A 16,801-nucleotide genomic window follows, 5' to 3' on the forward strand; every position below is an offset into this window, starting at 1 on the left:
CCGGCGCGAGCCACGCGCCGCCGGCGTCATAGGAGGCATCCGTGCCGCATGTCCTGGTCCTCAACGCGTCGTACGAGCCGCTCGGCGTCGTACCGCTCCGCCGCGCACTCGTCCTCGTACTGGAGAACAAGGCTCTCTGTCTCGAGGAGTCCGGCGCCTTCCTGCACAGCGAGACCCAAGTCCTCCCCGCCCCCAGTGTGGTGCGACTGAAGCGCTTCGTGCGGGTCCCCTACCGGGGGCCCGTTCCCTTGACCCGCAGAGCGCTCTTCGCGCGCGACGGCGGGCGCTGCGCGTACTGCGGGGCCGTCGCGACCAGCGTCGACCACGTCATCCCGCGCAGCCGCGGGGGCACCCACGCCTGGGAGAACGTGGTGGCGGCCTGCCGCCGCTGCAACCACGTCAAGGCAGACCGGCACCTGCGCGAGCTGGGCTGGCGGCTGCGGCACCAACCCGCCCCGCCGACCGGCCTGGCCTGGCGGATCATCGGGACCGGACACCGGGACCCCCGCTGGCTGCCCTACCTGGAGCCGTACGGCGCCCAGGACGTCATGGCCCGGATCGACTCCGTCGCAGACACCCCCGTGAGGGCGCTGACGACGGGTTGAGCCGGGCCTTTCGCGTACGCGGGGGCTTCCGGTACGGAGAGCGGTTCATCCCTCAGGGGGTGGGCCGCTCCTCCGGCGTGCCCGCCTCCGGCTCCGTCCGTGCCGGGGCGGCCACCGCATAGGTCTCCAGCGACCAGAGCGAGTAGCCGAAGCGGGTCGCCCGCGTCTCCCCCTGGACCCGCAGGAAACGGGTGTCCGCCGCGTCCATCCGGACCGACTCCCGGCCGCCCCTGCCGTCCGCGACCGTCGCCGCCGTCCGCCAGATCCGCCCGTCGGCGGAGACCTGCACCCGGTAGCGGGAGGCGTACGCGTCCTGCCAGTGCAGCACCACCTGCCCTATCCGGGCCGGCTCGGGCAGCTCCACCTGCAACCAGGCGCCGTCCTCCGCCGGCGACGACCAGCGGGTCGCCGGATCGCCGTCCACCGCCGAGGCGGCCGGGAAGTCCGGGGTCTCGTCGCCCGAGGAGGAGGCCGTAGCCGTCCGCGCCAGGTCCGGGCCCGCCGTCCGGGGGAACGCCCGCACCGTCAGGACCCGCTCCTCGCCCGCGAAGGACACCGGCACCCGGTACGAACCGGCCGGCACGCCCGCCGCCACCGAGACCTCGAGGGGCACGCTGGTGCGGGCCCCGCGCTCCACCACGGCCTGCTTCGGCAGCCGCACCGCGATGCCCTTCGGGGCCTTCGCCGTCAGCTCCCCGCGCACCTCGGCCGCGCGCCGCCCCGTCAACTCCACGTCCACCCGCTGCGCCGGGCCGCCGATCTCCGCGTCCGTCTCGGTCCGTGCGAGTTCGAGACCGGCGCGCGGCCCGTCCGCGAACCACGGCACGAGCGAGCGCACCTCGGGCGCCGGACCGTCGCCGCTCCACACGACCCGCAGCGCGTCCGCCCTCAGCCCCTTCAGCTCGGTCTGCGTCCACCCGGACGCCGACAGCGGGCCGAGCGGCCGCCAGCCCTCGCCGGGGACGTACGCCTCCACGCGCGCGTCCCCCTCGCCACCGGCCTCACCCGGCTCGGTCATGACCGTGAGGGCCTCCACGGGCCGCGCCCGGTCGAGCCGCACGGTGTACGAGCCGGGGGCGCGGTCCGCCCGTGCCGCGGGGGTCCGGTCGGCACCCGTCCAGGCCGCCGACTCCTTCACCGCGCGCGTGAGGAACGGGTCGAGGACGCCCGGGCCGACCGTCACCCGGCTCGCCTCCAGGGTCTTCCGCTGCCGCTCCAGGTCCAGCTGCGCCCGCCAGGCCGCCGCGCCGTCGCCGCGCGTCTGGGCGAGCAGCATGTCGACGGCCGTCTCGCCCGCCCGCCCGTACCGGGAGAGCTGCTCCAGCCAGGGGCCCGTCTCGTCGTCGAGGGTGCCGTCGGCGGCGGCCGTGAGCCGCTCGGGGGCCCGGCGCATCACGGTGAACGCGGCCCGCAGCTCCTGCGCCGCCTTCTCCCTGGCGGCGGCGCCGCCCGGGCCGGTGCTCGTGCGGGAGGCCCAGAAGGCCGTCAGGAGCGGCTTCAGATAGGCCGATTCGCCCGCCGGGGCGAGGATCGACGAGGAGCCGTTCCCGGCGAGCGCGCGCAGTGCCTCGCGGGCGGCAGGGTCCGGGCCCGCGAGGTCGTCCACGGCCGCCTGCCAGGACTCCTCGGGCCGGTAGCCGCGGGGGTTCCAGGCGTAGTCGGCGGTCGTGAAGAGCGGGACGCGGGAGGCCGCGGCCTGCTCCATGGCGTGCGCGAGGAACGCGGCGGAACCGGCGGCCACGGCCGGCTCCCGCCCGGTGGCGGGCCCGAGGAACAGCCGGTCCTGCGCGTAGTCGTTGACCGGGTAGTTGTCCATGGTGACCAGCGGGTGGTCGCCCAGCGCCTCGCGCACGCCCGCCAGTTCGCCGCCGGTGATGGTGCGCGGCACGACGCCGACGCCCGTCCACGCCACCCGCACGTCCGTGTCGAGCTCCGCGGCGAGCTTCGTGCGGTACGCGGTCGCGCCGTCCTGGTAGTACTCCGTCGGCATCACCGTCAGCGGCTCGGCGTCCGGATGCCGCTCGGCCAGCCGCGCGGCGACGGCGTTCGCCACGCGCGCGTGGGCGGTGGCCGCCGCCTCCGGTCCGCGCCCGAAGGCGTCGGCGTCCTTGTCGCAGTGCCACTCGTCGTAGGACGAGTCCTGGAACTGGAGCTGGAAGGAGCGCACCCCCAGCTCCCACATCGCGTCCAGCTTCCGCGTCAGGGCCGTCACGTCGCCGGCCGAGGCCAGGCACATGGACTGGGCGGGCGCCACCGCCCAGCCGAGCGTCACGTGGTTGCGGCGGGCCCGCTCGGCGAGCGCCCGGAACTCCTCCTGCTGCGCGGCCGGGTAGGGCTCCCGCCACTGCGCCTGGCGGTACGGGTCGTCCCCGGGCGCGTACAGATAGCGGTTCTGTTTGGTCCGGCCCAGGAAGTCCAGCTGGGAGAGCCGCTGCTCCAGGGTCCAGGGACGGCCGTAGAAGCCCTCGGTGATGCCGCGCTCGACGGTGCCGGGCCAGTCGCGGACGACGACGCCGGGGACCTCCCGGCCGGTGCCGACGAGCTGACGCAGCGTCTGGACCGCGTGGAACAGGCCGTCCTCGCCGACCCCGTCCAGGACGACGGTGTCCCGCCCCTGGAAGCGGCCCGTCGCGAGCCGGTAGCCGCCGCGCGGCAGATCGAGGCGCTCGGGCACCCGCAGGGCGGCCAGTGCCTCCTCCGCGCCCTCGCCGGAGGGCCCGGCGACCCGCAGGACGGGGCCCCGGCCCGGCAGGCCGCTGTGCACGGTCCGCACCCCGGCGGCCCGCAGCAGCTCGCGCAGGGCGGCGAGGGCGTACGGATCGGCGTCCGCGTCCGCGAGCAGCGTCACCTCGTCCCCGAGGCGTACGGCGGACCCGGCGGCGGCCAGGGACTGGGGACGCGGCCAGACGGCGGGCACGCGCGCGGGGGAGGGGTTCGAGGTGTTCGCCGACGGCGCGGCGGGGGCGGTGGGGGACGGGGCGGGCGGTCCCGCGGGAAGCGTCGGCGCGAAGGTCCTCGGGGTCGTGGGAGCCGCCGGCGTCGCCTGTGCCGAGCCCGGCACCGCGCCGCCGAGGAGACCTCCGATGACGGCGGCGGCGACGGCCGTCGCGGTGCGCTTCCTGCGCCCGAGGTGCACGCGGGTCTCCCTTCGGCAGGCCCTGAGCCGATCTGCCGGTTGGTCACGAGTGGGTCACGAGCCCACCACCCGTCGCACGGAGGTGTCAATGCGCGTGGCCGATGTGTCGGGTTTGCCCGGCGAGCCGTCGGCGAGGTGACGTCACTTCGCCACGATCCGCCGGTAAAACGAGGTGCGCTGGGTAGGGCTCTGTCGGTACCCAGGTTCACCTGTCGAGACGAATCGGGAGATCCCCGTGACCACGACCGCCCGTCAGCCCGGACGGATACACGTCCCCCAGCAGTCGGCGCCGGCCGGCGAGCCGCTGACCAGCGAGCCGCCGCTGCCCGACGCGTCGCCCCTCACCAGTGAGCCGCCGCTGGCCGTCGCGGCCCCCCTGACCAGCGAACCCACCGCCCCCGGCAGCGCGGGCGGCCCGGAGTCCCCCGGAGTGTGAAGTGACCCTGGCCCGTCTCGCCGCCCGTCACGGCGTCGCCACCGCCCACAGCCCCTCGGAAGGCGTCACCGTGCCCGTGCCGGACGCCACCGTCGTGGCCGTCCTCGCCGCCCTGGGCGTCGACGCGGGCACCCCGGAGGCGGTCGCCGCCGCTCTGGACGCTGCCGAACGGGCCGACCGGGAGCGCCTGCTGCCCCCGACCCTGGTCCACCACCACGGCGACGGACCGGCCCGCCCGCCGGAGGACCTCCCGCCCGGCACCCGGCTGCGGGTCACCACCGAGGACGGTGCCGTCGTCACCGGCCGGGACTGGTCCGGGCTTCCGCTCGGCGTCCACACGGTCGAGGCGCAGGCACCCGACGGACGCGCGGCCACCGGCACCCTGATCGTGAGCCCCGCGCGCGTGCCCGGGCCCGGGCGGCGCGCCTACGGACTGCTCGTCCAGCTGTACTCGCTGCTCTCCACCCGCTCCTGGGGCATGGGTGACCTCGGCGACCTGCGGGAGCTCGCCGCCTGGGCCGGCCGCACGCACGCCGCCGGGTTCGTCCAGGTCAACCCGCTCCACGCGGGCGTGCCCGGGGCGCCCAGCGACCCCTCCCCGTACCGCCCGTCCTCGCGCCGCTTCCCGGACCCCGTCCATCTGCGGATCGAGGAGATCCCCGAGTACGCCCTGGTGGGCCCCGGTCGCCGCGAGGAGCTCGACCGGATCCTCGCCGACGCCGCCGAGCTGCGCGAACGGGTCCTCGGCAAGGGCGCCCTGATCGACCGGGACGCCGTGTGGGAGCTCAAGCGCCGGGCCCTGGAGCTGGTGCTCGGCACGGTGGAGCCCGGGCCGGGCCGCCGCGCCGACTTCCAGGACTTCCTCGCCGAGCGGGGCCGCGCCCTGGAGGACCACGCGACCTACCAGGCCCTCGCCGAGCGGCACGGCCACCACTGGCGGAGCTGGCCCGAGGAGCTGCGCACCCCCCGGGCGGCGGAGACCGCCGTACGTGCCGACCCCGCCCTGGCCGCCCGGGTCGACTTCCACTGCCGGCTCGCCTGGCTGACGGACCGGCAGCTCGCCGACGCCGCCCGCGCCGCCCGCGAGGCCGGCATGGAGATCGGGATCGTCCACGACCTGGCGGTCGGCGTCCACCCCGAGGGCTCGGACGCCTGGGCCCAGCAGGAGGCCTTCGCGGCCGGCATGTCGGTCGGCGCCCCGCCCGACGCCTTCAACTCCCGCGGCCAGGACTGGGGCCTGCCGCCCTGGCGGCCCGACGCCCTCGCCGCCGCCGGCTACGCCCCGTACCGCGGACTCCTGCGCGAACTCCTGCGCCACGCGGGCGCGCTGCGGATCGACCATGTGATGGGCCTGTTCCGGCTGTGGTGGGTGCCGGAGGGCCGCGAGCCCACCGAGGGCACCTACGTCCGGTACGACGCGGAGGCGATGCTCGCGGTCCTCGTCCTGGAGGCCCACCGCGCGGGCGCCCTCGTCATCGGCGAGGACCTCGGCACGGTCGAGCCGGGCGTACGGGAGGAGCTGGCCCGGCGCGGGGTGTTCGGCACCTCCGTGCTCTGGTTCGAGCGGGACTGGGCGGGCACCGGCCGCCCGCTGCCGGCCGGGCAGTGGCGTACGGACTGCGTGGCCACCGCCACCACCCACGACCTGCCCTCCACCGCAGCCCGGCTCTCCGGCGAGCACGTCGGCCTGCGGCACCGGCTCGGACTGCTCGCCGGCGACCTGGAGCGCGAGCGGGCGGCGGACACGGCGGAGACCGCCGAGTGGCTGGACGCGTTCGAACGGACGGGGCTGCTCCCGGAGGGGCCCGGCGACGAGGAGGCCGAGGTCAGGGCCGTCCACCGGTTCCTGCTCGCCACCCCGGCCCGGATGGTCGGCGTGTGGCTGCCGGACACGGTGGGGGACCGCAGACCGCAGAACCTGCCCGGCACCTGGGACGAGTACCCCAACTGGCGACTGCCGCTCGCCGGCCCGGACGGGCAGCCGCTCACCCTGGAGGAGCTCGCCGCCTCGCCCCGGGCGCACGCCCTGCTGCGCGAGCTGCACGCGCGTACGGCGGCGGAGAACGCCCGTACGGCACCCCCGGGCGCGCGGCCCGTTTAGGTGTTCGCTACTTTTGGGCTGTGGACAAGAAGAACGCTCTGCGCGCCGGCTCGCTCGCGGCCGGTACGACGCTGATGATGCTGCTCATGTCGTCCCCCGCGCTCGCGCTCACCCGCGACGACGGCGACGACCCGGCCCCCAAGCTGAGTGTCGTCGAGACCCTCGGCCTGTACGTGGCGGCGCCGCTGGTGCTGTTCCTGGTGATCGCCGGTCTGGTGATGGTGCTCGACAAGTCCAAGAAGGCGTAACCGCCTCAGAGGTCTTCGCCGAGGGCGCCGCACGGTACGAGGTACCGCGCGGCGCCCTCGCGCGCGTGGAGGCCTTTTACGCGGGGGCGCCCGGAGTGACCCCGAGGCCCTTTACGCGGGGGCGCCCGGAGTGACCCCGAGGCCCCTTGCGCCAGGGCGCCCTCGCGCGCGTGGCGGCTCTTCACCGATGGCGCCCTCGGCCGACCGAGGCCCTCATACAGTCGTCGCGAGCAGCTTCCTCAGCAGCCCGGCCAGCTGGTCCGCCTCCTCCGGGGTGAGCGCGGCCTCCAGGGCGGCCCGCTGCTCCCCGAGACCGGCCCCGACGGCCTGGTCCACCAGATCCCTGCCGCGCTCGGTGAGGGTGACCCGCAGCCCGCGCCGGTCGTTCGGGTCGGGGCTGCGGGTGAGCAGCCCGGCCTTCTCCAGCTTGTCCAGCCGGCCGGTCATGCCGCCGGTGGTGATCATCAGCGTGGCGGTCAGCTCGCGCGGCGAGAGCGTGTACGGCGCTCCTGACCTGCGCAGCGTCGCCAGGACGTCGAACTCCCCGAGCGCCATGCCGTAGGGCGCGTACGCCTTGTCCACCTTGCCGCGCATGGCGTTGGACAGCCGGTAGATACGGCCGAAGACGGCCATCGGCACCGTGTCCAGGTCGGGGCGGACGGCCGCCCACTGGTCGGTGATGTCGTCGACGGCGTCGTGGTCGGGGTTCTGCGTCTTCATGTCCTCAGTGTTCCCTTCTCCGCTCCTCGATCGCAAGCAAGTCACTTACGGGAGAGTCACTTACGAGAAAGTCTCTTACAGAAAAGCCTCTTGCAGAAAAGTAGCTTAGTGGTAAGTTACTCATCACGAAGTCAGTCCGGCGCCGCCGCTCCGGGCACTCCACCGCAGGGGGAACCGACATGTCCCGCAAGGCAGCAGTCACCGCGCTCACCGCCCTCGCCCCGATCTCCTGGGGCTCCACCTACTTCGTCACCACCGAGTTCCTGCCGCCCGACCGGCCGCTCCTCACCGGCCTCCTGCGGGCCCTGCCCGCCGGCCTCCTGCTCCTCGCGATCACCCGCAGGCTCCCGCAGGGCGCCTGGTGGTGGAAGTCCGCGGTCCTCGGAGCCCTCAACATCGGCGCCTTCTTCCCGCTGCTCTTCCTCGCCGCCTACCGGCTGCCCGGCGGAGTCGCCGCGGTCGTCGGCTCGGTCGGTCCGCTCTTCGTCGTCGGCCTCGCGGCCCTCTTCCTCGGCGAGAAGCCCACGGTGAAGACCCTGCTCACCGCGGTCGCCGCCGCCTTCGGCGTCAGTCTCGTGGTCCTCAAGGCGGGAGCCGCCTTCGACCTGATCGGCGTCCTCGCCGGACTGCTCTCCTCGCTCTCGATGTCCGCGGGCATCGTCTTCACCAAGCGCTGGGGCCGCCCCGAGGGTGTCGGCGCCCTCGCGCTCACCGGCTGGCAGCTCACCGCCGGCGGCCTGGTCATCGCGCCCCTCGCCTTCCTGATCGAGGGCGCCCCGCCGGCCCTGACCGGCACCAACCTGGCCGGCTACGCCTACCTCGCCTTCGGCAACACCGCCATCTCCTACTTCCTCTGGTTCCGCGGCATCGAGCGGCTGAGCGCCTCCTCGGCCACCCTCCTCGGCCCGCTCTCCCCGATCACCGCCGCCGTCATCGGCTGGGTGGCGCTCGGCCAGGCCCTCGGCGCGGTGCAGGTGCTCGGCATGGTGATCGCCTTCGGCGCCACCCTGGCCGGTCAGCTGAACCCCCGTACGGCCAAGAAGACCGCCCCCGAGGACGGATCGTTCAGCACAGCTGAAAGGAACGGTCAGGAAGTTTCGATGGACCTGGAGGTTTCCGGGGTGCGACGGTAAGGCGCATGAGCCTGATCGCCGCCCGCAACCCGACCGACACCGCCGACAGCACCACCCCCGCGACCGACAGCACCACCGCAGCCACCGAGAGGCCGGCGCCCGCCAGGGGCGCCGGCCTCGGCGTGCTCCTCGCCCTTCTCGCCACCGTCGTCTGGTCCGGCAGCTTCGTCGTCGCCCGCGCCCTCCACGACACCGTCCCCCCGGTGCAGGCCGCCTTCTGGCGCTGGATCGTCGCCCTCGTCGCCGTCGCCCCGCTCGCCGCCCGCGAGACCTGGCGGCAGCGGCACCTGATCCGCCGCCACCTCCGCTTCCTCGCGCTCGCCTCGCTGCTCGGCATCACCGTCTACAACACCCTGGTCAACCAGGCCGGCACCGCCACCTCCGCCGGCAACATGGGCATGATCATGGCCGCCTCCCCGGTCCTCATGGCCCTCTTCGCCCGGCTCGGCGGCAACCGTCTCGGCCCGCGCCGCACCACCGGCATGCTCATCGCCTGCGCCGGCGTCCTGCTCCTCGTCAGCAAGGGCTCGCTCACCCCCGACTTCGCCACCGGCGACCTGTGGGTCATGGCCGCGGCCGTCTGCTTCGCCTCCTACAGCGCCCTGCTCAAGCGCCGCCCCGCCGAACTCGGCGGCCTCGCCTTCCTCTTCACCACCTTCGCCCTCGGCGCCCTCATGCTGCTCCCGGCGTACGGGATCAGCCTCGCCGTCCAGGGCGGCTTCGAGCCCACCACCGGTACCGTCGGCCCCCTCGTCTACGTCGGCGTCCTCTCCTCCGCCGTCGCCTTCTTCGCCTGGAACAAGGCCGTCTCCCTGATCGGCGCCGCCCGCGCCGGGATCGTGTACTACCTCCAGCCCGTGTGCGTCGCGCTCCTCTCGTACGCCCTCCTCGGCGAACGGCTCGGCCTCCTCGGCGGCGCGAGCATGGTCCTCATCCTCGGCGGGGTCGCGCTGAGCTCGGCCCGGTGAGCCGGGGCCCGATAAGTTGCGCCCCATGACCGAGTGGGACATCAAGAAGCTCCAGATCCTCCGCACCCTCCGCGACCGCGGCACCGTCACCGCGACCGCGGAGGCGCTGCTCATGACCCCCTCGGCCGTCTCGCAGCAGCTCACCAACCTCGCCAAACAGCTCGGCGTGCGGCTCCTGGAGGCCCAGGGCCGCCGCGTCCGCCTCACCGATGCCGCCCATCTGGTGCTGCGCCACGCCGAGGTGGTCTTCGCCCAGCTGGAGCGCGCCGACGCCGAACTCGACGGCTATCTGCGGGGCGAGGCCGGCCAGGTGCGGGTGGCGGCCTTCTCGACCTCCGTGCCCGCGCTCGTCGTACCCGCCGTACGGCAGCTGCGGACCGCCCACCCCGGGCTCGACGTCCGGATCCGGGAGGCCGAGGCGGCGGAGGCGTACGAGCTGCTCACCGCCGGCGAGGTCGACCTCGCGCTCTCGCTCGCCGCGCACGCGCCCTCCGCGCGCGACCCCAAGTACAGCAGGGTGCCGCTGCTCGCCGACCCGCTCGACGTCGCCCTGCCCGCCGGCCATCCGCTCGCCGACGCGCCCGGTCTGCGGCTCGCCGACCTCGCCGCCGAGCCCTGGATCTACGGCGGCTCGGGGCCCTGGTCCGAGATCACCACCGCCGCCTGCGAGGCCGCCGGCTTCGTGCCCGAGCAGGCCCACAGCGCCTCGGGCTGGACCGCGATCCTCGCCATGGTCGAGGCCGGGATGGGAATCGCGCTGGTACCCCGGATGGCCTTCGCGGACCGCCGGGGCGGCACCGGCGTCGTCATGCGCGTCCTCTCCGCCGACCAGCCGCGCCGCCATGTCGTCGCGGCGGTACGGAGCGGGGCGGAGGAGGGCCCGGCGGTGGCCCGGGTGCTGGCCGCGCTGCGGCAGGCGGCGGCGGCCCGCGAAACGGTTCAGCAGAACTGACCCGCGGTCGGTCGTTCCGCAGGACCGGCCCCCGGTCGTTCCGTGGAACAGCCCCCACAACCATTCAGCAGAACTGAACAGCATCGTCGAAAACATTCGATGGACCGAGGCGGTCGGACGGGGAGAAGCTCCTTCCATGAGCAGCCTCGACGCGAACCAGGACCCGCACGCCAACGACGCCGCCCCCTACTCCGGCGGGGACCCGTACGCCGACTACCGCACCGGTGACTTCCCCTTCACCGAGCTCGTCGACCTCGCCGACCGCCGCCTGGGCGCCGGGGTCGTCGCCGCCAACGACGAGTTCTTCGCCGAGCGGGAGAACCTCCTCGTCCGTGAGCGCGCCGTCTTCGACCCGGAGCACTTCGGCCACAAGGGCAAGATCATGGACGGCTGGGAGACCCGCCGCCGCCGTGGCGCCGACGCCGAGAACGTCTTCCCCGCCCCCGAGGACCACGACTGGGCGATCGTCCGCCTCGGCGCACCCGGTGTGATCCGCGGGATCGTCGTCGACACCGCCCACTTCCGCGGCAACTACCCGCAGAAGGTCAGCATCCAGGCCACCGCCGTCGAGGGCACGCCCGGCCCCGCCGAGCTGCTGGACGCGAAGTGGGAGGAGCTCGTCCCGCCGACCCCGGTCCGCGGCCACGCCGCCAACGGCTTCGAGATCGCCGTCGAGCGCCGCTTCACCCACGTACGGATCTGCCAGCACCCCGACGGCGGCGTCGCCCGGCTCCGCGTCCACGGCGAGGTCGTGCCGGACCCCGAGTGGCTGGAGCTCCTCGGCACGCTCGACCTGATCGCCGTGCTCAACGGCGGCTCGTACGAGGACGCCTCGGACAAGTTCTACTCCTCGCCGACCCAGATCATCCTGCCCGGCACCTCCCGCAAGATGGACGACGGCTGGGAGAACCGCCGCCGCCGGGTCCGCGACACCAACGACTGGGTGCGCTTCAAGCTCGTCGCCCAGGGCGCCGTCCGCGCCGTCGAGATCGACACGGCCTACCTCAAGGGCAACTCGGCCGGCTGGATCGCGCTCCAGGGCCGCAACGGCGAGTCGGGCGAGTGGTTCGAGATCATCCCGCGCACCCGCCTCCAGCCCGACACCCTGCACCGCTTCAAGCTCCCCGCGCAGGCCGTCGTCACCCACGTCCGCCTCGACGCCTTCCCCGACGGCGGCGTCGCCCGGATGCGGCTCCACGGCACGCTGACGGAGCAGGGCGCGGCCGACCTGCGCGCCCGGTACGCCCGCCTGGGCGGCTGACACGCTTCCGCCCGGCGGCGCGGCCGCGCGCCGACGCCCGCCCGCCGGGCGGACTCCAAGCCCCGCCTCCGGCAGGGCTCCCAGCACCGCCGCCGCGCGGACTCCGAGCCCCGCCTCCGCGCGGACTCCGAGCCCCCGCCTCCGGCTGGGCTCCCAGCACCGCCTCCGCGCGGACTCCGAGCCCCGCCTCCGGCCGGGCTCCCAGCACGGCGGAGGGGCGCCCCCACGGGGGAGGGCGCCCCTTCGCCGGTTCAGGCGGGTACTACTTCGCGGCCGCCGCGTCCGCCGCCCGCGCCTTCAGCGCGCGCTCGACGCCCGCGCGGCACTCCGTCACCAGACGGCGCAGCGCCGGGACCGGGTCGTGCTCCGCGATCCACGCGTCCGTCGCGTCCAGGGTCTCCTGCGAGACCTGGAGCGTCGGGTAGAGACCGACCACGATCTGCTGGACGATCTCGTGGCTGCGGGTCTCCGAGATGCCCTTGATCGACGCGAAGTACTTCGCGGTGAACGGGGCGAGCAGCTCGCGCTGGTCGGCCTGGACGAAGCCGCCGATCACCGCCTCCTGCACGGCGTTCGCCAGCTTGTCGTCCTCGACGACCGAGGTCCAGGCCTCCGCCTTCGCCGCCTCCGTCGGACGGGCCGCGCGCGCGGTGGCCGCGTGACGCTCGCCCGCCGCCGTACGGTCGCGCTCCAGCTCGGCGGCGATCTCCGCCTCGTCGAAGCGGCCGGTGGCCGCGAGGCGCTGCACGAACGCCCAGCGCAGCTCGGTGTCGACGGCCAGGCCCTCGATGACCTCGGAACCGTCGAGCAGCCCGGCGAGCACGTCGAGCTCGGCGGACTCGCGGGCCGTCGCCGCGAACGCACGCGCCCACGCCAGCTGGTGGTCGCTGCCGCCCGCGGCCGCGCGCAGCTGCTCCTGGGCGAAGGCACCCCAGCGCGCCAGGCCCGTCGCGCGCCACTCCGGCGCCGCGTACAGGTCGAGAGCGGCCTTCACCTGGCCCTGCAGCGACTGCACCACACCGATGTCCGACTCCTTGGCGATGCCCGAGAGCACCAGGTCCAGGTAGTCGCGGGTGGCCAGCTCGCCGTCGCGGGTCATGTCCCAGGCGGAGGCCCAGCACAGGGCCCGCGGCAGGGACTCGGCGAAGTCGCCCAGGTGCGCCGTGACGTTCTTCAGGGACACCTCGTCGAGGCGGACCTTCGCGTACGACAGGTCGTCGTCGTTGAGGAGGACGACCGCCGGGCGGGCCTTGCCGGCCAGCTGCGGGACCGGCGTCAGCTCGGCCGCCGCGATGTCCAGCTCCAGGCGCTCGGTGCGGACCAGCTTGCCGGCCGCGTCCAGGTCGTAGAGGCCGATCGCGATGCGGTGCGGGCGCAGCACGGCCTCGCCCTTGGCGCCGGCGGGCAGCGCCGGGGCCTCCTGGCGGACGGCGAAGGCGGTGATGACGCCGTTCTCGTCGGTCTCGACCTCCGGGCGGAGGATGTTGATGCCGGCGGTCTCCAGCCACGCCTTCGACCAGGTCTTCAGGTCGCGGCCCGAGGTCTCCTCCAGCGCGCCGAGGAGGTCGGACAGACGGGTGTTGCCGAAGGCGTGCGCCTGGAAGTAGGCCTGCACGCCCTTGAAGAACTCGTCCTGGCCGACGTACGCCACGAGCTGCTTCAGGACCGAGGCGCCCTTGGCGTACGTGATGCCGTCGAAGTTGACGAGCACGTCCTCCAGGTCGTTGATGTCGGCCATGATCGGGTGCGTCGACGGCAGCTGGTCCTGGCGGTAGGCCCAGGTCTTCTCCGCGTTGGCGAAGGTGGTCCAGGCGTTCGGCCAGCGGGTGCCGGACACCGAGGCCTGGCAGGCGACCGAGGTGTAGGTGGCGAACGACTCGTTCAGCCACAGGTCGTTCCACCACTCCATGGTGACGAGGTCGCCGAACCACATGTGGGCGAGCTCGTGGAGGATGGTCTCGGCGCGCCGCTCGTACGCCGCGTCCGTCACCTTCGAGCGGAAGACGTACTGGTCGCGGATGGTGACCGCGCCCGCGTTCTCCATCGCGCCCGCGTTGAACTCCGGCACGAACAGCTGGTCGTACTTGGCGAACGGGTAGTCGTACGCGAACTTCTCCTGGAACCAGTCGAAGCCCTGGCGGGTCACGTCGAAGATGTGGTCCGCGTCGAGGAACTCGGCCAGCGAGGGACGGCAGTAGATGCCGAGCGGGACGACCTGCCCGTCCTTGCCCTCGTACGTCGAGTGCACCGAGTGGTACGGGCCGACGATGAGGGCCGTGATGTAGGTGGAGATGCGCGGGGTCGGCTCGAAGCGCCATACAGTCGAGTCGGGGCTCTCGGGCTTCGGCGTCGGCGAGTTCGAGATCACCGACCAGCCGCTCGGCGCCTTCACGGTGAACTGGAAGGTCGCCTTCAGGTCGGGCTGCTCGAACGAGGCGAAGACCCGCCGCGCGTCCGGCACCTCGAACTGGGTGTACAGGTAGGCCTGGTCGTCGACCGGGTCGACGAAGCGGTGCAGGCCCTCACCCGTGTTGGTGTACGCGCAGTCGGCGACGACCTTCAGCTCGTTGCGGCCCTCGGCCAGGCCGGCCAGCGCGATCCGCGAGTCGCGGAAGACGGCGGCGACGTCCAGCGCGCGGCCGTTGAGCACGACCTCGTGGACGGCGGGGGCGACGAGGTCGATGAAGGTCTCGGCGCCGGCCTCGGCGGAATCGAAGCGGACGGTGGTGACGGACCGGTAGGTACCGCCCTCCTGCGCACCCGTGAGGTCGAGTTCGATCTCGTACGCGTCCACGGTCAGCAGCGCCGCCCGCTGCTGAGCCTCTTCACGGGTCAGGTTTGTCCCAGGCACCCGGCAACTCCTCGGTTTCGTGACGTTTGGGCCATCCTTCCACGGGCCGGCTCAGCGACGCACGGAACATTTCCACGGTCCGTCACCGCTGATCCGCAGCAGCCCCGGCCCCGGCACCGGAGCGCTCACCCGGACCTCCCCGATCTCGTTGACCAGCAGCTCCTGCTCCTCGTCGTCGTAGAGCGGGTCGAGCGGCGGGGTGTGCTGGTGGACGGTGACGTTGGACTCCCCGTGGTGCGTGAAGTCGAGCACCCCGGCCGGCCCCTCGTAGACCACCAGATCGTGTGCCATCCCCTCCACGTGGCTGTCGAAGCGGCGCGCGTGGGACAGCGGAAGCACCCGCAGGGTCCACGGGGTGTCCGCCTCCACCCGCAGGGTCAGCGGGCGGGCGCGCGGGACGAGCGCGACGGTACGCGCGCGTACGTCGTCCTCGTACGCCGTGAGGAGGAAGGCCTCGGCCCGCCCGTACGCGTCGCAGGCCTCGATCGTCGTGGACAGCGAGTGGTACGACTCGATCTCCAGGAGCACCCAGCGCCCCGCCGGAAGACCCGGATCGCAGTGCACGGTCTCCTTGCCGCGCCCCTGGTACACGCAGGGCCGGAACGAGCCGCCGTACGGATCGGCCACCGGCACGGGCGGGGCGGCCGGCGCCGGGGGCGGCGGCGGGGGCACGTAGCCGGGGCCCGGGATCGGCGGCGGCGGGGACTCCACCACGATGCCGAAGTCCGTCGCGAGCCCGGCGAGCCCCGAGGCGTACCCCTGGCCGGCCGCCCGGAACCGCCAGCCGCCGTCCCGCCGGTAGAACTCCCCGAAGACGAAGGCCGTCTCCGTCGTCGCGTCCCCGACCGCGCGGTACGCCACCGGGTTCCCGGCCCCGTCAGTGACCCGCACGTCGAGCCCCGGCACCTGCCCGAAGACGCCCCCGTCGGCGGAGGCGGCGATCACCAGACGCCCGACATCGGGCTCCACGCGCGCGAGGTCCAGCCACAGCCAGTCCGCGGCCGGGCTCCCCGGCGCCCCCGGGGCCGACCTCCCCAGGTGCCGCACGGCCCCCGAGGGATGCTCGGCATGGTTGTAGAAGACCAGATCGGCGTCGCCCCGCACCCGCTGCCCGGCCCCGAGGAGCAGGGCGGAGACGTCCACGTCGGGCACCCCGTGCCCGGTGCGCCAGCTGACCGCGACATGAAGGGCCTGCGGGGGCACCGCGACGTCGGCCCCCTCGGGTATCTGGGTCATGGGGGAACTCTGGCACGGCCGGGCACGCCGGAGGGGCGGCTCCCCGCAACGGGAAGCCGCCCCTCTCGGATGTCCGCTAGCCCTTGAGCTCGGCGGCGACGAGCTCCGCGATCTGCACGGCGTTCAGCGCCGCGCCCTTGCGCAGGTTGTCGTTGGAGAGGAACAGCGCGAGGCCGTTCTCGACGGTCTCGTCCACGCGGATGCGGCCCACGTACGAGGCGTCCTTGCCGGCCGCCTGGAGCGGGGTCGGGATCTCGGAGAGCTCGACGCCCTCGGCGTCCTTGAGGAGCTCGTAGGCGCGCTCGACGCTGATCGGACGCTCGAAGCGGGCGTTGACCTGGAGGGAGTGGCCGGAGAAGACCGGGACGCGCACGCAGGTGCCGGAGACCTTGAGGCCGGGGATCTCCAGGATCTTGCGGGACTCGTTGCGGAGCTTCTGCTCCTCGTCGGTCTCGTGCGTGCCGTCGTCGACCAGGTTGCCGGCGAGCGGGATGACGTTGAAGGCGATGTTGCGCCGGTAGACGCCGGGCTCCGGGAAGGCCACGGCCTCGCCGTCGTGGGTCAGCTCGGTGGCGCGGTCGGCGACGGCCTTGACCTGGCCGTCCAGCTCGGCGACGCCGGCCACGCCCGAGCCGGAGACGGCCTGGTAGGTGGTGGCGATCAGCGCGGTGAGGCCGGCCTCCTGGTGGAGCGGCTTGAGGACCGGCATGGCGGCCATGGTGGTGCAGTTCGGGTTGGCGATGATGCCCTTGGGGCGGTCCTTGACCGCGTGCGGGTTGACCTCGGAGACGACGAGGGGGACCTCGGGGTCGCGGCGCCAGGCGGAGGAGTTGTCGATCACGACGGCGCCCTGGGAGGCGACCTTCTCGGCGAGGGCCTTGGAGGTGGCGCCGCCGGCGGAGAAGAGCACGATGTCGAGGCCGGTGTAGTCGGCGGTGGAGGCGTCCTCGACCGTGACGCCGTCGACGACGGTGCCGGCGGACCGGGCCGAGGCGAAGAGCCGCAGCTCGTCGACCGGGAAGTTGCGCTCCGCGAGGATCTTGCGCATGACCGTGCCGACCTGACCGGTGGCTCCGACGATTCCGACCTTCACGGGGACTCCTCCGTACGTATGTGCAGGGTGCTGCCGGTCCATGATGCGTATGTCCCCGGCC

General features: G+C 73.9%; 13 protein-coding genes. 8 read left to right on the forward strand and 5 right to left on the reverse strand.

The features are described from left to right. Nucleotides 1–41: 41 nt before the first annotated feature. Nucleotides 42–605 (forward strand): HNH endonuclease, encoded by a 564-nt coding sequence (locus ABT041_RS11895; RefSeq protein WP_351182861.1) that lies wholly within the window; start codon nt 42–44, stop codon nt 603–605. 52 nt (nt 606–657) lie between these two features. Here the strand turns inward: ABT041_RS11895 and ABT041_RS11900 are convergent, their stop codons facing one another. Then, nucleotides 658–3,741, reverse strand: a complete 3,084-nt coding sequence (locus ABT041_RS11900; protein ID WP_351182863.1) for a glycoside hydrolase family 84 protein — start codon at nt 3,739–3,741, stop codon at nt 658–660. Between the two features lie 235 nt (nt 3,742–3,976). Between ABT041_RS11900 and ABT041_RS11905 the strand changes: the two genes are divergently transcribed. The 3 genes from ABT041_RS11905 to ABT041_RS11915 are packed head-to-tail and all read left to right on the forward strand — an operon-like array spanning nt 3,977 to nt 6,526. After that, nucleotides 3,977–4,177, forward strand: a complete 201-nt coding sequence (locus tag ABT041_RS11905) for a hypothetical protein (protein WP_502976449.1) — start codon at nt 3,977–3,979, stop codon at nt 4,175–4,177. A 1-nt stretch (nt 4,178) separates the two neighbouring features. Further along, nucleotides 4,179–6,278, forward strand: a complete 2,100-nt coding sequence (gene malQ / locus ABT041_RS11910) for a 4-alpha-glucanotransferase (RefSeq protein WP_351182865.1) — start codon at nt 4,179–4,181, stop codon at nt 6,276–6,278. 20 nt (nt 6,279–6,298) lie between these two features. Beyond that, the gene (locus tag ABT041_RS11915; RefSeq protein ID WP_351182867.1) at nt 6,299–6,526 is read left to right on the forward strand and encodes a hypothetical protein; all 228 of its coding nucleotides are present in this window, start codon (nt 6,299–6,301) and stop codon (nt 6,524–6,526) included. Nucleotides 6,527–6,739: 213 nt separating this feature from the next. Here ABT041_RS11915 and ABT041_RS11920 read toward each other — a convergent pair whose 3' ends face one another. Beyond that, a complete protein-coding gene (locus tag ABT041_RS11920) occupies nt 6,740–7,246 on the reverse strand; it encodes a MarR family winged helix-turn-helix transcriptional regulator (protein WP_351182869.1) in 507 nt (168 codons plus the stop codon). 179 nt (nt 7,247–7,425) lie between these two features. On the opposite strand from ABT041_RS11920, the gene ABT041_RS11925 reads away from it, so the two are divergent. The 4 genes from ABT041_RS11925 to alc all read left to right on the forward strand — a co-directional run bounded on the left by ABT041_RS11925 (nt 7,426) and on the right by alc (nt 11,560). Beyond that, nucleotides 7,426–8,379, forward strand: a complete 954-nt coding sequence (locus ABT041_RS11925; protein ID WP_351182871.1) for an EamA family transporter — start codon at nt 7,426–7,428, stop codon at nt 8,377–8,379. Between the two features lie 5 nt (nt 8,380–8,384). Beyond that, the gene (locus ABT041_RS11930) at nt 8,385–9,347 is read left to right on the forward strand and encodes a DMT family transporter (RefSeq protein ID WP_351182873.1); all 963 of its coding nucleotides are present in this window, start codon (nt 8,385–8,387) and stop codon (nt 9,345–9,347) included. Between the two features lie 25 nt (nt 9,348–9,372). After that, entirely contained in the window at nt 9,373–10,299 is a 927-nt protein-coding gene (locus ABT041_RS11935) for a LysR family transcriptional regulator (protein ID WP_351182875.1), read from the forward strand. Nucleotides 10,300–10,435: 136 nt separating this feature from the next. Further along, a complete protein-coding gene (gene alc, locus ABT041_RS11940) occupies nt 10,436–11,560 on the forward strand; it encodes an allantoicase (RefSeq protein WP_351182877.1) in 1,125 nt (374 codons plus the stop codon). A gap of 262 nt (nt 11,561–11,822) precedes the next feature. Here the strand turns inward: alc and pepN are convergent, their stop codons facing one another. From pepN to ABT041_RS11955, 3 genes are all read right to left on the reverse strand, one after another. Then, the gene (gene pepN, locus ABT041_RS11945; RefSeq protein WP_351182879.1) at nt 11,823–14,411 is read right to left on the reverse strand and encodes an aminopeptidase N; all 2,589 of its coding nucleotides are present in this window, start codon (nt 14,409–14,411) and stop codon (nt 11,823–11,825) included. Between the two features lie 51 nt (nt 14,412–14,462). Beyond that, on the reverse strand, nt 14,463–15,647 hold the full coding sequence (locus ABT041_RS11950) for a TerD family protein (protein WP_351182881.1): 1,185 nt from the start codon (nt 15,645–15,647) through the stop codon (nt 14,463–14,465). A 76-nt stretch (nt 15,648–15,723) separates the two neighbouring features. After that, nucleotides 15,724–16,740 (reverse strand): aspartate-semialdehyde dehydrogenase, encoded by a 1,017-nt coding sequence (locus ABT041_RS11955; RefSeq protein WP_351182883.1) that lies wholly within the window; start codon nt 16,738–16,740, stop codon nt 15,724–15,726. Nucleotides 16,741–16,801: the final 61 nt, after the last annotated feature.

It is taken from the genome of Streptomyces sp. NPDC002825, from assembly GCF_040295385.1.
In the GTDB taxonomy this organism is placed as follows: domain Bacteria; phylum Actinomycetota; class Actinomycetes; order Streptomycetales; family Streptomycetaceae; genus Streptomyces.